General features: G+C 44.1%; 15 protein-coding genes and 1 riboswitch. Of the genes, 8 read left to right on the top strand and 7 right to left on the bottom strand.

Annotated features, from left to right (window positions below):
* Position 1: 1 nt before the first annotated feature.
* Entirely contained in the window at positions 2-865 is an 864-nt protein-coding gene (locus B6K08_RS05210; protein WP_080325579.1) for a flagellin, read from the top strand.
* A 217-nt stretch (positions 866-1082) separates the two neighbouring features.
* Positions 1083-2681, top strand: a complete 1599-nt coding sequence (gene hcp, locus B6K08_RS05205; RefSeq protein WP_080325578.1) for a hydroxylamine reductase — start codon at positions 1083-1085, stop codon at positions 2679-2681.
* 54 nt (positions 2682-2735) lie between these two features.
* On the opposite strand, the gene B6K08_RS05200 is transcribed toward hcp, so the two are convergent.
* Together B6K08_RS05200 and B6K08_RS05195 are read right to left on the bottom strand one after the other, a co-directional pair.
* Positions 2736-3635, bottom strand: a complete 900-nt coding sequence (locus B6K08_RS05200; protein ID WP_080325576.1) for an SIR2 family NAD-dependent protein deacylase — start codon at positions 3633-3635, stop codon at positions 2736-2738.
* A complete protein-coding gene (locus B6K08_RS05195; protein ID WP_080325575.1) occupies positions 3610-4422 on the bottom strand; it encodes a protein-ADP-ribose hydrolase in 813 nt (270 codons plus the stop codon). Before B6K08_RS05195 ends, B6K08_RS05200 begins: the two co-directional genes overlap by 26 nt.
* A 202-nt stretch (positions 4423-4624) precedes the next feature.
* Here B6K08_RS05195 and B6K08_RS05190 point away from each other — a divergent pair, with 202 nt between their 5' ends.
* Positions 4625-5545 (top strand): MBL fold metallo-hydrolase, encoded by a 921-nt coding sequence (locus tag B6K08_RS05190; RefSeq protein WP_052212204.1) that lies wholly within the window; start codon positions 4625-4627, stop codon positions 5543-5545.
* A 72-nt stretch (positions 5546-5617) separates the two neighbouring features.
* Positions 5618-6052 (top strand): Rrf2 family transcriptional regulator, encoded by a 435-nt coding sequence (locus tag B6K08_RS05185; protein ID WP_039208775.1) that lies wholly within the window; start codon positions 5618-5620, stop codon positions 6050-6052.
* Positions 6053-6294: 242 nt separating this feature from the next.
* Here B6K08_RS05185 and B6K08_RS05180 read toward each other — a convergent pair whose 3' ends face one another.
* The 4 genes from B6K08_RS05180 to B6K08_RS05165 all read right to left on the bottom strand — a co-directional run bounded on the left by B6K08_RS05180 (position 6295) and on the right by B6K08_RS05165 (position 10128).
* Positions 6295-7284 carry an ABC transporter substrate-binding protein gene (locus B6K08_RS05180; RefSeq protein WP_080325669.1) on the bottom strand — a complete coding sequence of 330 codons (990 nt, stop codon included), beginning with the start codon at positions 7282-7284 and terminating at the stop codon, positions 6295-6297.
* A 20-nt stretch (positions 7285-7304) separates the two neighbouring features.
* Positions 7305-8084, bottom strand: a complete 780-nt coding sequence (locus tag B6K08_RS05175) for an ABC transporter ATP-binding protein (protein ID WP_052212207.1) — start codon at positions 8082-8084, stop codon at positions 7305-7307.
* Entirely contained in the window at positions 8074-9075 is a 1002-nt protein-coding gene (locus tag B6K08_RS05170) for a FecCD family ABC transporter permease (RefSeq protein WP_039208778.1), read from the bottom strand. Before B6K08_RS05170 ends, B6K08_RS05175 begins: the two co-directional genes overlap by 11 nt.
* Before the next feature lie 101 nt (positions 9076-9176).
* A riboswitch (cobalamin riboswitch) is annotated at positions 9177-9362 on the bottom strand.
* Positions 9363-9465: 103 nt separating this feature from the next.
* On the bottom strand, positions 9466-10128 hold the full coding sequence (locus B6K08_RS05165; protein WP_039208783.1) for an alpha/beta hydrolase-fold protein: 663 nt from the start codon (positions 10126-10128) through the stop codon (positions 9466-9468).
* Between the two features lie 244 nt (positions 10129-10372).
* On the opposite strand from B6K08_RS05165, the gene B6K08_RS05160 reads away from it, so the two are divergent.
* The 4 genes from B6K08_RS05160 to B6K08_RS05145 all read left to right on the top strand — a co-directional run bounded on the left by B6K08_RS05160 (position 10373) and on the right by B6K08_RS05145 (position 12221).
* Positions 10373-10666, top strand: a complete 294-nt coding sequence (locus B6K08_RS05160) for a hypothetical protein (protein WP_327078468.1) — start codon at positions 10373-10375, stop codon at positions 10664-10666.
* 112 nt (positions 10667-10778) lie between these two features.
* A complete protein-coding gene (locus B6K08_RS05155) occupies positions 10779-11195 on the top strand; it encodes a ferritin family protein (protein ID WP_039208791.1) in 417 nt (138 codons plus the stop codon).
* A 37-nt stretch (positions 11196-11232) separates the two neighbouring features.
* Complete coding sequence (locus B6K08_RS05150; RefSeq protein WP_039208794.1) at positions 11233-11667, top strand: MarR family winged helix-turn-helix transcriptional regulator; 435 nt, start codon at positions 11233-11235, stop codon at positions 11665-11667.
* Positions 11664-12221, top strand: coding sequence for a M48 family metallopeptidase (locus B6K08_RS05145; RefSeq protein ID WP_052212214.1), 558 nt, complete (start codon positions 11664-11666; stop codon positions 12219-12221). Before B6K08_RS05150 ends, B6K08_RS05145 begins: the two co-directional genes overlap by 4 nt.
* 54 nt (positions 12222-12275) lie before the next feature.
* Here the strand turns inward: B6K08_RS05145 and B6K08_RS05140 are convergent, their stop codons facing one another.
* Positions 12276-14975 carry a DEAD/DEAH box helicase gene (locus B6K08_RS05140; RefSeq protein ID WP_039208796.1) on the bottom strand — a complete coding sequence of 900 codons (2700 nt, stop codon included), beginning with the start codon at positions 14973-14975 and terminating at the stop codon, positions 12276-12278.
* Positions 14976-14978 lie beyond the last annotated feature (3 nt).

Genomic DNA, 14978 nt, shown 5'->3' with positions numbered 1-14978 from the left:
AATGAGTATTGGCAATGTAATGAGTGTAATCAATTCCTCTTTAAATGATTTAAACCGGGCCCAAAGCTCACAGGCAGAAAGCATAAAACGAATTGCAACAGGAACAAAATATTATAGCCCAGCCAATGGTGCTTCAGAATACGCCATTGTGCAACGGATATATAACAATATTGGCAGTGTAACACAGTCCAACAGCAATACCCAAACGACCAATGCCATGCTAAATGTGGCTGCCGGGGCTGTAAACAACACCATAAATTCCCTGTCATCTCTAAAGCAGACACTGATAAGTGCCGCCAATGGTACCAACAGCAATTCTGATGTTGCCGCCCTGCAGGAATCAGTAAATCAAACCCTTTCCCAGATTGATTCCAACGCCCAGATTACCTATAACGGGCAAAGCCTTCTGGACGGCAGTCAGTCTATTCAGGTGTCCAGTGACAATGGCTATGAAACCATTAATCTTGGCGATATGAGTACCGCCGGCCTTGGGCTTACAGACAGTGAAGGTAACAGCAACATCACACTAGGAGATTTGTCTGATTTAGGCACCGCAATTGATACAGTTGACACTGCTTTAAACACTGCCCTTGACCAGGCTACCAGCATTGGTGCCGCCCAAAAGGGTCTGGAATATCAATCTGCCAACTACACCACCATGGAAGAAAATCTCTATGAGGCGGTATCTACCCTTGATGATACCGACATTGCCGCTGAATCCGTAAACAACGCCAGCGCCAATGCCCAAAGCCAGGTTGCCCTCTGGGCCGTAAAACAGGGTATGCAAGCCCTCAGTAAAGAAGTAGGTTCCCTGGGTGAGCTGTACACGCATAACCCTAACGCTGCCTACAATTTGCTTAGTTAATTTGTAAAGTGACTAATTGGCGTACACACATTCAAAATTATCCAAACCACAGAGAAGATTGGTCATAACACCGCCAATCTTCTCTGTGGTTTTTCTTTTCTATAAATGTTGTAATTACAACATACAGGTTAGATTTACTATGTTATATTAAACACACAAAAGCAAATCAAACAATATGAAAACTATTATGTGTGTATTAATAAGGGGGATTATAATTATGAGCAATGAAATGTTTTGTTTTCAGTGTGAGCAGACCGCAGGATGTATCGGTTGCACTGGAAAATCTGGCGTATGCGGCAAGAAATCTGATACAGCAAAGCTACAGGATGAGCTGACTGGTGCCCTGATTGGCTTGGCCAGAGCCGTTGACAGCAATGGTGAGGGCACCCAAGAGGTTTACAATACTATAATTGAGGGACTGTTTACCACAATTACCAATGTGAGCTTTGACAACGAATCACTTGAAAAAATGATTGCCAAGGTTCGCAAGCTTGAGCAGACTCTCGCCCCAGATTGTGGCAGCTGTGCATCACCATGCGGCAAGAACAGTGAATTCAACATGGATGATCTGTGGACTGCCAATGAAGATATCCGCTCTCTGAAGTCCCTGATTTTATTTGGTATTCGTGGCATGGCAGCCTACGCTTATCATGCCAATGTGCTGGGATACACTGATGAAGAAGTAAATAAGTTCTTCTGCGAGGCTCTCTTTATGATTGGCTACGGCGAAGATCAGGATACTCTGCTGCCAGTTGTTTTAAAGGTTGGTGAAATTAACTTTAAGTGTATGGCCCTTCTCGATAAAGCCAACACTGAAACCTATGGTTCACCAGAGCCTACCACTGTTTCACTTACAGTGGAAAAGGGGCCTTTCATCGTGGTTACAGGCCATGATTTAAAGGATTTGCAGCTTTTATTGGAGCAGACTGATGGCAAGGGCATTAATATATACACCCATGGTGAAATGCTGCCAGCCCATGCCTATCCACAGCTTAAAAAGTTCTCTCATCTCAAGGGCAACTTCGGTACCGCATGGCAGAACCAGCAGAAGGAATTTGATAACCTCCCTGCACCTATTCTTTACACCACCAACTGCCTTATGCCACCTAGAAAGAGCTATGAGGACAGGGTATTTACCACCGAGGTGGTTGCATTCCCTGGGGCAGTTCATATTGATGATAACAAGGATTTTAGCCCTGTAATAAAAAAAGCATTGGCTCTGGGCGGCTTTGCTAACGATACCGAATTCACTGGCATAAATGGTGGAACAGAGGTAACCACTGGCTTTGGCCATGCTGCAATTCTTTCCCACGCAGGTACTGTGGTAGAGGCCGTAAAATCCGGCGCCCTTAAGCATTTCTTCCTTGTGGCTGGCTGTGATGGTGCCAAGCCTGGCAGAAATTACTACACTGAATTTGTCAAGCAGACTCCAAAGAACAGCATTGTTTTAACCTTGGCCTGCGGCAAATATCGCTTCAATGACCTGAACCTCGGTGAAATTGGAGGACTTCCACGCCTTATGGATATGGGCCAGTGCAACGATGCCTACGGAGCCATTCAGGTGGCTGTTGCCCTTGCAAAAGCCTTTAACTGCAGTGTAAACGAATTGCCACTCTCCTTCGTCCTTTCTTGGTACGAGCAGAAAGCAGTATGCATTCTCCTTACCCTGCTCCACCTTGGCATCAAGAATATCAAGCTGGGCCCTTCCCTTCCAGCCTTTGTTTCCCCTAATATTCTTAATTTCTTGGTAGAAAATTATGGTATTGCACCAATTACCACTCCTGAACAGGATTTGGCAGATCTGCTAGGTAAATAAAAACAAGGACAGCCGTCTCTTATTTGAGATTGCTGTCCTTTTTAATTGCACATTCTATAATAATCGCTGCAATATCTCAGCAATATCACCATCAATACAAATGCTTCGCTCAGAAATTGACTCCGGGCAAAAGGCTTCACCATAATTTACGCAGGCATATACGGCATTTTTATTGGCTGCGGTCATTTCCCAAAATGGGAACTTAATAATTCCCGGGGTGTTAGCCCCCACTCCCAATTCCCAATACAGAACATGTTTATTTTCATGTACTTTTATGTATTGATTGTAGGCAATAGCCGCCCTATGCCAGCCTGCATCCTCCACAAAGGTGTCATCGGAACGCAAATTCATTACAACAGGCGACCCATCATCCGGGCATTTTGGTATTAACTCAGAAGGAAGTCGCATGGAAATCTTGCCTTCAACAGGAATCTGGAAAAATCCTTTGGAATCCTTCACAAACCCCTGGGCCTCCATGGCAGTCATAACCCACTCTTCATTATCGTAAGTATTTTCATCAGAGGGATTTGTACTCTGAAAAAGGCCATAGTCTCCCTGGGTATAAAAAAGTCTGCTCTTGTCAAAACCCGCCCGCTGAAACTGGTGATCCACATTGGTGGTCAGCACGAAATAGTCCTGATTCTCCACCAAAGACAGTAAATCCTTGTACACAGACTTTGGCGGGTCTACGTAGCGATTAAAATAGATATGCCGTGCCCACCAGGCCCATTTGATTTCCTCTGACGGAAAAGGGTAAAATCCCCCTGCATAAATATTATTGATACCATATTGTTTCGCAAAATCGCAAAAATATTTCTCAAAGCGCTCTCCGCTGTAAGTAAGCCCAGCTGCCGTGGATAATCCAGCTCCTGCGCCTATTACTATGGCCTGAGTGTTTTTTATTTCCGTTTTCAATCGCTCAATTTTCTCAGGAAGCGTCCAAGATTTCTTCATAATATCTCCTGTCCTCATCCTTAAATACATTGAAAATAACTCTTTCCATACGATAGTTATTCTCAAAAAACCATTTATTTATAGTTGCAACAGCTATTTCTGCCGCCCGCTTGTTCGGAAAATGAAATACACCGGTAGATATACAACAAAAGGCCACACTCTTTAACCCATTTTCCCTGCACATTTCCAGTGTGTTCCAATAACAGGAAGCCAAATCCGTCTCCAAAGCTGGATTAAGATTCTCCTGCACGATGGGTCCCACAATATGTATTACTTTTTTAGCTGGAAGATTGTAGGCTTCTGTCAACATAGGCACTGCCGTGGGTTGTTCGTAATCCTTGCCATACTTCTTTCTCAACTGAATCATTTTATTGTGACATTCCCACCTGAGCTGGACTCCCGCAAAGGTATGAATGCAGTTATCAATACAGGTGTGCATAGGTATAAAGCACCCCAGCATCTGAGAATTGGCCGCATTGACAATGGCATCCACTGCTAAACGGGTTATATCACCCTGCCAAATGGAAATATTATCCTTAATAATAGGGATATCTGCCAGTCGTACCACGCCGTTGGCCTCGATGCGTGACTGTAAATAGGAATCTTGCACAACCTGCACTTTATCATTCATTTTCCCCGGTATGCGGATATTCATGAGGGAGCGCAAGATACGCCGCTTTTCTGGTAAACTTTCAGGGATTTGAGCACCATGATATTCTCCACTTTCTTCCAGAAAACTACTAATCAAAAAATCAAGCTGCTGCTCCTGCGACATATTATCATCCATGTACTGCTCCTTATTAAAACTAAAAAAATTCCATCCCACTAATAACATGTGTTGCAACCATTCGCCAACTATGCTCCGTTATCCTGCAAAAAATTTCTAAAAAATTTTTGTTGTAACTATTGACATTACAACAAGCCGATGTTAATATATCATTGTAATCAAGTTAGTTACAACATTAGTTGAACTTTAGGAGGAAAACAAAATGAAAATCAAGAAAATTATTATTCCCGCTCTGTTAGCCCTGTCCCTTCCATTTATCACCGGACCAGTGTCCGGCACTGTGGCAGAAGCTGCCGCTGTAGTAACAGTAAATAACATTCAAGCACCGTCGGCATCTACACTTAAATTAACCAAAGGCGAAGTAACCGTTTATAATTTTGGTTCTGCTAAGCTCCATGCTTATAAAACAAATGATGTGCTGAGCGATGAGTGCTATGTTTTAGAAAGTAAAGAAGGGCTGGTTCTCCTGGAATCCACTGCCTTCAAGGAAAACGTACAGGAACTCAATAACTACATCCATTCTCTCAATAAACCTTTAAAGGGCATGTTCCTCTCCTATCACTCCAATGGCTATAACACCTATCCTGATGTTCCTATTTATGCCACTGAGAAAGCCTTGGCCAGCTGGGGCGAAAAGGGTGGTGTTAAGGCACTGACTGATAATTTTGTTCAGGCTTTTGGCGACAGCGTTGATACTAACCTCCCTAACAATGCGACTATTGTTAAGACTGGAGATTCTGTGAATGTAGCTGGTATAGAATTTAACATTTTGCCAACGGCTGATGAAGATTATAGCGTGGAAATCCCTGCTCTGGGAATAGTATATCGCCACATGCTGGGTGCCAAGGTGCACAATATTCTGCCAAGCATAGATTATATTGATGCTGAGCTTAACGACATGAAGCGGTATCAGGCAGCAAATTACCAGATGATTCTTACTAGCCATCATACCCCTGAGGGACAGGATGCTGTAGCTACAAAAATTAAGTATCTCCTCAAAGTAAAAGATTTGGCTGTTCAATGCAAGGACAAGGATGATTTTATCCAGCAAGTGAAAAATACCTTCCCTGATTATGAGGGAGTAAATTATTTGGAAATGAGTGCAGGTTTTCTGTTTCAGTAAGCATAATTGACAATAAAGACTCATTGTAATACCATGAATTACAATGAGTCTTTATCTTTAAGGAGAATTATTATGCAGTTTTCATTTCGTATGCCTGTGGCAGCACAAATATTGTTATGTATCGCAAAGTTTGATGGTGTTTTTAAAACCACTTCTAATTTTCTTGCCTCCAGTGTCAATATCAACCCGGTTATTATCCGCAAAACCCTGGGACAGCTGAAATCTGCGGGATTAGTGGAAGTAGCAGCAGGCGTGGGCGGGGCAAAGCTTGTAAAGGATCCTGAAAAAATAACACTACAGGAAATATTTAATGCTGTTGAAGATGATGAAGATTTATTTCATATTCAGGATAATCCAAATCCCCAATGTCCTGTGGGCCGCAATATTCAGCAGGTGCTGGGGCGCAGATTATCCACGGTGAAGGAGCACATGCTGGAGGATTTTTCCAGAATTACGCTGGCAGATTTGCTGAATGATATAAATAATGCGGAACAAAACAGGCAATAGATGCCCTGGCCCTTCTGCCAAACCTCTTTGGTCTTGACGGTGTACTGACCTCACAGCTTGCCACCGATATGATAACTGTAGCCATTGGAGTAGGCATCTACCGCAACCGTGGCTTCCCTGTTAAGGAAAAGCTGGTACTGCCAGGACAACTGAATATGTAAAAACAAGCTGAATACATAAAAATAGGGACAGCCGTCTCATATTTGAGATTGCTGTCCTCTTTATTTTCATATTAAAATTTTTTACTTGTTCATTTCAGCAGCAAGACGCTTCAAAGCATCTACTGTACGCACACCTGGCGTAATCTCCGACAGACGAACCTTTATAAAGTGATTCTCCTTAACGGCCTTAACATCTTTCAGTTGAGGATTATTGCGGATTGTTGCGACCTTCTCCTTGAAATCATCCTCATTACGAACACCACTACTGTAATCGCAAATAATAATGTATTCCGGATCACCTGCTACAACAGATTCCCAGCTGGCTGCGGCCCAGGTCTTGTCAACACCTGCGTTTTCCATAATATTTTCTGCACCAATCAGCTTCAGGATATTGGTGGTGTAGCCCTTGTAGGCTGTAAACGGCTTGCCATCAGAAGCGTCATATACAAATACACGTTTTTTCGGCTGTTTGCCCAGTTCCTTCTGAACCTGCTCCAATTCCTTCTTCTGGGAGTCCACCCATGCTTTGGCCTTGTCCTGAACACCAAAAATGTCGCCCAGCTTCAGCATATCTGCAAAAACTGTTTCCAGATCTGCATCAGTCTTCTGCATGGAAGAAGGGATATAAATAGGTACTCCCTGAGAAGTAATGGAATCTGACGGAATGCCGCGCTTGGTGAAAGCAACCTCCCAGCCAGTTGCAAAATCTGGTTTCTCTGCCATAAAGGCCTCATAGGAAGGCCATTTTTCTGACAAAACCTTCACCTTGCCGTAGGCATCTGCTACAGGACCAAAAACCTCTTCCTCCTTCATGGCTGTTCCAACCATGCGGTCCTCCAGCCCCAGTGTCAACAGCATTTCACTGGTGGCCTGGGACATGGAAATAACACGGGCCGGTGCCTTATCAACAGACACCTTGGTCTCCTGTCCATTCAAGGTTTCTGTCCAGGATACAGGATACTCTGAGGAGGATGCCGCCTGTTCATTTTTTTGATTGCCACATCCGGCCACACTCAACAAAGCGGCCATCAGCATACCAGCAACTGCACCTTTTTTCAGCCAATGCTTCATCTTCAAATCAATCTCTCCCTTCAGTAATTCAAATAAATTTTTCCATCTTGCTCAAAACGTAAAAACGGCACTTCAAATATTTCTTCTAAAATTTCTGGCTTTAAAACCTCCTCTGTTTTGCCTTTGGCATAGACTTTACCGCCTTTCATAGCGACAACATAATCCGTATACTGTGCCACCAATGATAAATCATGAAGCACAGCTACAACTGTCTTGTCACACCCCCGCAAAAGGTGCATTAGGGCCAGCTTATGCTTTACATCAAGATGATTTGTAGGCTCATCAAGGAACAGCAAATCTGTATCCTGGGCCAGCGTTCTGGCAATCATGACACGCTGCAGCTCCCCTCCTGAAAGTCCCCCTGCCTTGCGAAGGGCCAGATGGGATACCCCCGCCTTTTCCATGGCAATACGAACCTTTTCACGATCTTCGGCTGTATAATCCTGAAATTTTTCCTTAAATGGAAAACGTCCCATCAGCACAATATCTTCAACATAAAAATCCAGAATGGTGTGATGAAATTGTGGTAGCACCGCAGCCAGTCTGGCAAAGCTTTGGGAGCTCATATCTGACAAGGGATTTCCGCAGAAAAGCACCTCACCATCGGTTCCATTAGTCTCCCCAACCACACGCTTTCTGGTGAGAAAGGACAGCAGGGTACTCTTGCCGGAGCCATTCGGACCAATGATGGCAGTAATCTGATTTTCAAAAAAATGGGCTGAAACCTCACATAATACATTTTTGTCCCCGATATTAAGGGACAATTTCCTTGTCTCAAGCAACATATCCTTATCGTGCATACTGCCTCCATATAATCCACAAGAAAACCGGTGCTCCCAAAAAAGAGGTGAGAATACCTATAGGTAATTCCTCCGGACGGAAAAGGCTCCGCGCTAATGCGTCTGCCACTACCATCACCAGTGCTCCCAACAAAACAGTGACCCAAAGCATGGAGGCATGGTCCGGACGGCCAATACGTCGCGCCATGTGGGGTACTATAAGACCAACAAATCCGATAACACCTGCAATAGATGTCACCACAGCAGCTGATACAGAGGCCATAATAACTGACATACGCTGCAACCGCTGATACGACATCCCCAGTGAACGGGCTTCCTCACTGCCCAGCAGCATAATATCCAGCTCATGGCGGTAAAGCCAGCAAAAAAGAATTAAAACCGTCAGGGATATCATCATTACAGGAACAACCTTCCATTGAATCCCTGTCAAACTACCTAACAACCAAAACATGGCGCTACGGACCTGGGCCTCGTCCTTTGCCGCATATATGGCAAACATGGTCAATGCTGAAAAAATAGCTGACACACCGATACCCATAAGCACCAAACGTAGCGGATTATCATTTCTTCCAGAAAGCAACAGCACCGAAGCCGTAGCTAAAGCTGCCCCCACAAAGGCTCCAATATAAACTCCATAACCCAGCAGCATTGTCGATAAACCAGTGACTATACAAATTACAGCACCGGCACCGGCACCTGAAGAAACGCCCAAAATATATGGATCTGCCAAGTCATTTTGGGATATGGTCTGCATCAATAATCCCGTCAATCCCAGTGACGCCCCAGCCATAGCAGCAAACAAGCTACGTGGCAATCGGATATCAAATAAAATTCGGGACACTTGGACATTTTCACCTGTGAATCCTGTTATAACCTGCTGCCAAACCACATCAGATGGAATCATGACAGAACCGGCCCCCAAGGATAAAAGCAATGTGATGCATAATAAAACCAACAATATGGCAGCTATACCAAAAACAGATTTCCGCAAAATGCACCTCCATAAAAAACAAAAGCTCTTGACCACGTAGATCAAGAGCGCAGAATTATCCTGTCAAAGCGAAAATCCCCTCCCCATCTCTCGTAGGTCTAACGGTGATTATAAATCAGGCAGTTCTCCTGGCTCTGGCTCATAGCTGCATTGCGCCTTCCCAAAGAGGCTTTTCCCCCTTCAGTGGCAAAATTACAAATTAGCTCCCCAATACAGTGGCGGGACCGCGCCGGCTTTTTTCCGGCTTCTCTATCAAGTCTAACGACACCTGATTTTATGTATTATTCTATTAAAAACTTATCGAAAAAATATTTTACATAATTATACTACACTTCATATTATTAGTATAGAAAAATTTAACTTTATTATCATATCGCCTTTAAATTAAGATTAAGTAACACAACGCAAAATGCCCTTGGCAAGGCGTATATCAGGATCTTTAAAATGATTTCCGGGATTCATTTCAAACACTGTATCTACCCCAAGACCTCTGTAGCTGTCCACAATTTCCCGGGTCTTTTCCTCGACGGAACTTAGCATGGGATTTCTTGTTTTTGCCTCCTTATCACCAAGGGAAAAATACGCCCTATCTGGCTTTTTGCAAAACGCATGTGTAGCTGTATATTCCTTGAATCCAGGAAACCACATGGAGCCTGATGCACTTATTGCCCTGCTAAACATATCAGTCTTGTATAAGCTATAAACGGCAAACAGTCCAGCCAAGGAATATCCCCCAATTACTATCTCTTCAGGTTCACTGGCCATTTTACACTTTATAGCTGGCACAATGCTCCGGATCAGAACAGTCAGATATTTATCTGCTCCACCTGTGCATGGTGCTTCCCCCTTGCCAACAGGTGGACATGCCCATGGAGACATTTCATCAGCCCAATTTATATCACTGACAACCCCCAGACATATTTCCTTATCTGTCATACCTTGTATGGACGAATAAATTCCGCTGCCATCCCCCTGAAAGGTATTTATAATAACCAAGGTTTTTGAACCTGTTTTTTCGCCATATATGTAAATATGCTTTCCTTCAACTACCATTGTAATTATTATCCTCTCTGCCCATATAGATATCATTATGCTAACACAAATAGCAGCTTATTCTCTACTCTTTCATAGTAAAAGTAAATACAATTGACAACCAACACTCATTGTAATACTATGATTTGCAATAAGTCCATTAGCTTAAGAAAATTACTATATAGTTTTCATTTCGAATACTAATGCTGAACCAAACAGGCAGTAAATCACCACCAACGATGCTCCGGCTCTCAAAACTGCCGATGTGGGTGTTGCAATGGGAGCAATGGGCAGTGACATTGCCGTAGATGCTGCCGATGTAGCTCTGATGGATGACAACACCTCCAAGCTGCCATATTTAAAGTGGCTAAGCAATACAACCATCAAAACTATAAAAACCGCAATTACTCTTTCCATGTGCATAAACTTCGTTGCTGTTACACTATCTGTACTTGGTATATTAAATCCAACTACCGGAGCCCTTGTCCATAATGCTGGTTCCTGCTTTGTGGTACTACTGGCAGCTCTGCTTTATGACCGAAAATACGAATACTCTTAAAATAGATTGTACAAAATTAAATTTTATTCTTGACATTGTTTCCTCCATCGGTTATTATTAACCCATCAGATAAATTGTACACAATTAAATTTAAATCAAGGAGATGTATATTATGAGTATTTTCGGAAAAACTAAAGGTACTGAGATGGAGCAGGTTATTGAGTATATGGCAAAGGCTGAGAGCGATGGTGCAATGATGTATCAGTTCCTTGCCCGTATGGCCAGAGAACAGGGCTTGCCTGAAGTAGCAAAAAAGTTTTACAATATTGCTATGCAGGAGTCTATTCATTCCGGTTTCTTCTCTGCATTAAACGGAAAATATGACCAGAATTTCTGGCCATTGGTGGCTGAAATCCAGAAGCTGGAGGCCTCCGCTGATGAGAAGATGCCTGAGATGATCGAAGGTCTCCGCAAACTGGGCGTTCATGAAGCAGCTGATGAGCTTGATACCTTCATGGCCCAGGAAATGAATCACGGCAAGATTCTGGCAGAGCTTTTGGCAGAGCATGCTCCTGAGCTTTGCAAATAAATTTTAGGAAAATCAATCACCCCAAGGAGATAATAACGTGGCAAACTACGAACAGCTTAGATTACGCAATCAGCTATGCTTCCCATTATATGTGTGTTCCAAAGAGGTTGTACGCAAGTACAAGCCCCTTTTGGATGAACTGGACCTTACCTATACCCAATACATTACAATGATGGCTATGTGGGAGCACCGGCAGCTTTCTGCCAAGGAGCTGGGCACTATCCTCTATTTGGATTCCGGTACCCTGACCCCTGTGCTGAAGACTCTGGAAAAAAAGGGCTTCGTAGAACGCCAGCGTTCCAAGGAGGATGAACGCAGTCTGATCATTTCCCTCACCCCAGAGGGAAATGAATTGCAGGACAAGGCTGCTCACATTCCAGCGGCTATGGGAAAATGTATTGACATGGATTTAGAAGATTTACAGACCCTTCACAGACTTCTCCATAAATTCATGGATACCTCAATAAAATGAGAAAAGCAATACGCAATCTTGCCGCCGGTCATCCCATGCCATATCGGGGAGTAACCTATTCCCTGGAAATAAGAAAAACACTGGATAAGCCACAAGTAAAAATAGATGGGGACAGACTTAAAGTTAATTTTTACAAGGATCACCCTGAAGTGCCTGTACAGGTGCCTTTAGTGAAATGGTATCGCCGCAGGGCGCAGCATTACATCATAAGCCGCACCGCCTACTGGTCTGAGGAAATGGGGGTATCCTTCAATAAGATTTTTATCAAGGATCAGGATTCCCGCTGGGGAAGCTGCTCGTCACTTAGAAATCTTAATTTTAACTGGCGCATTATTATGGCACCGGATGAGGTGATAGATTATCTTCTTATCCACGAGCTGGCACATTTAAAAGAAATGAACCACTCCGCCGCCTTTTGGAAGCTGGTTTCCCAATACGACCCTAAATACAAATTGCACCGCCAGTGGCTAAAGGATAACGGCAAGGCAATTTTCCTATTGCTTCCAAAGCTGCCTGTATCGCTGCTGGATTCCATATTTTTCCATGTGGATTAGATTTATAACACAAAAGGACAGCTTTCTCTAATTTGAGATTGCTGTCCTTTTGGTTTACATATCCTTCAATATTTCCCCAATAAACCTGTCAATGGTATAGGCTCCGTCCACTGCCGTATCCTTGTTATCAAACACCATGAAATACTTGAATTTCTTCCCGGCGTTCTCCTGCCACTTGCGGCCAAGCTTCAACTTTTCTTTGCTTTCCTCATTATTCAGATGGTCCCCCTTGGCCTCAATCAGAAGGAGCTTCCCCGATGTGGTCATTACCATAAAATCAGGATAATGGTTAATGAAGCCGTTTAACTTCATCTCGTTGCGGTTGCGGTCAATAATCCTGTGCCACCACCGCACATTGTCCAGGCTCACCATGGCATCCAGCAGCCGCAGCTCAAAATTGTTCATATCCTCCTTTTCCCCTTCATAAAGGGATTTCGGAATAGAGGAAATGGCTTTGTCCGGGGCTATCACCTTAGGCAGCACATAGCCTGCCTTGCAGACAATTCTGTCACTGTCCAGCCATTTGAAGAACTGTTTTTCCTGATAGCTCTTTTTTAAAGTCTTTATTTTCCTGTTGATGGTATCAGCATAAACGGGAATAGAGGTCTCCAAGGCGGCCACCTCATCCGCCGTCATGCCCTCCACCACACGCTTTACATAGGCCAAAATCTCCTGGTCGGTGGTGCCGTCATCCCGCTTGGCAATAATGGCCGCAATACTCTCTGCACATTTTTCCGTACGCTTGGCTGGAGGAAGGGTTGCCAGATATTCCCGGAAATACTGGCTGTCCCTTTGGCTCAGTTGTTTATATTTCGGTACAGCCTCCCCTTTTTCCGCCAAATTCACCTCATAAATCTCCCCGGTGGACAGCTGGAAATTTATATCCGTATCCTGCCCTTGGAGCTTGAAACCCTTGCTAAGATTGTCTGGCTCCAACATTTCCTCACTTTCCCCAAAGAGGTTGCTGGTTCCCACTTCCACGAAAAATTGCGGTATTTTCAGTTCCATAGCCTCCTGGGCAAATTCTTCCACCATTTTATACTGCTTTTGCATTTCTCCCAGCTCCCCTGTGGCAAGGCCAGTACGCTCCGCCATTTCCGCATTGGTGATATATACCTCGGCTTCCTCCGTTGCCTGTCTTAACATACTATCTATTTTAAGGGAGGTAGTGGACGCCTCCGTCTCTGCCACCGTCATGGCAAAGCCATCGCTAGTTATATCCCCAAAATCGTCATTATCTGGCTCAACTGTATTTTCCTCCGCTGTCCCAGCATCTGCCGTGTCTGATTGTTGCAATGTCTGCTCCAGCTCCTTTTCCTCAAACAAGGATGGCTGTTCCTGGGTATCGGTGCCAGTTTCAGTCCCAATAATACTGTCAGTATCCACGGCACGGAAATCTTTTTCGGAAAATCCCGCATTATTAAGCCCGGCCACCACATTTTTCAATATAGCGTGGAAATCGCTGGAACAAGTCAGCACGTAGGACATATTTAATTCCTTTTTTTCATGCTGACGGGTATATGGCTGACGCAAAACCCGGCCAAGTATCTGCTCCACATCAACTTGGGAGGTTTTATTGGCAAGGGTAGCCAAAATATAGGCAAATGGACAGTCCCAGCCCTCTTTCAGGGCATTTACTGTAATAATATAACGAATTGGACAGGCACGGCTCATCAGGTCAATTCCAGCCAAATCATTTACTTCGCTGGTTTTTACTGCTATCTGTTCTTTTGGAATGCCCCGCTCCACCAGCTTTTCCTTAATCTTCTCAAAGGTATCCTTGTTTTTGGCAATCTTTGGCTCCGCCTGAAACAGCACAATTGGGCGAATGTAACTGCCACTCTCTTTTTCCTCTGCCAAAGCCGCACTCTCCAACCGGGAACGAAGCAATAAAGCATCATTCATCACATCCCGCCGTTCCTGACGGTTGTACACAATCACCGGCAGCTTCACCATATTTTCCTTTTGCAGCTCACGGGCATCCACATAGGAAATAATATTGCTGTCCTTCCTTGGGGTAGCCGTAAGATTAAGGATAAAGGACGGATTAAGATTTTCCAGCATTTCCGTACTCAGATTGGACTGGACGTTATGGCTTTCATCCACCACCACAACAGGGTGCAGTGCCCTAAGAGTCTGTATCAGGGCATCCTCAGGAGTATCGGGCAACATATCCTCATCCTTCAATATGCTTTTAAATGACATCAGATTACCATTTTCCTGATAAACCTTTCGCACGTCCTTCTTTCGGCTGTCAATGCGCAGGGAAGCAAAGCTCATTACACAAATAGTGAGCTGTTCTCTCACAATATCCAAGGAAAAGCCCTGACCAGATAATAACTGCTCCTTATTTAACACCGCCACCTTGCCCTGATTGTCCTGCATAAGACGTTGATGATAGGAGTGCTCAGGATTGGACAATGCCCCCAATGTCTGGGCAAGAATGGAGTCCGAAGGCACCAGCCATACCACCATACGGGGATTTCCATTTTTATAGCCAATACCGTGAAAAATCTCCCCAATGGAGCTGCAGGCCAATATGGTCTTGCCGCCCCCGGTGGGCACCTTCATACAGATATTTGGTACTCCTCCAATATTGTTTTTATAGACAGGAATGCCACCATTACCCACGGAAAAATCCTTATCTCCCCAGTATTTTTCCCAGGCTTTATTGAGGTCAAGAGTATTATTCAAAGCGTCCAAATAATCCCGCAAATCATTCAGTACGCCCTTTTGATAATTTTTGAGTTCCATAAC

This window comes from Anaerovibrio lipolyticus DSM 3074 (assembly GCF_900141865.1).
Classification (GTDB): Bacteria; Bacillota; Negativicutes; order Selenomonadales; family Selenomonadaceae; genus Anaerovibrio; species Anaerovibrio lipolyticus.
The sequence above is the reverse complement of the archived record's forward strand: the minus strand, read 5'-3'. Positions and strand labels throughout refer to the sequence as shown.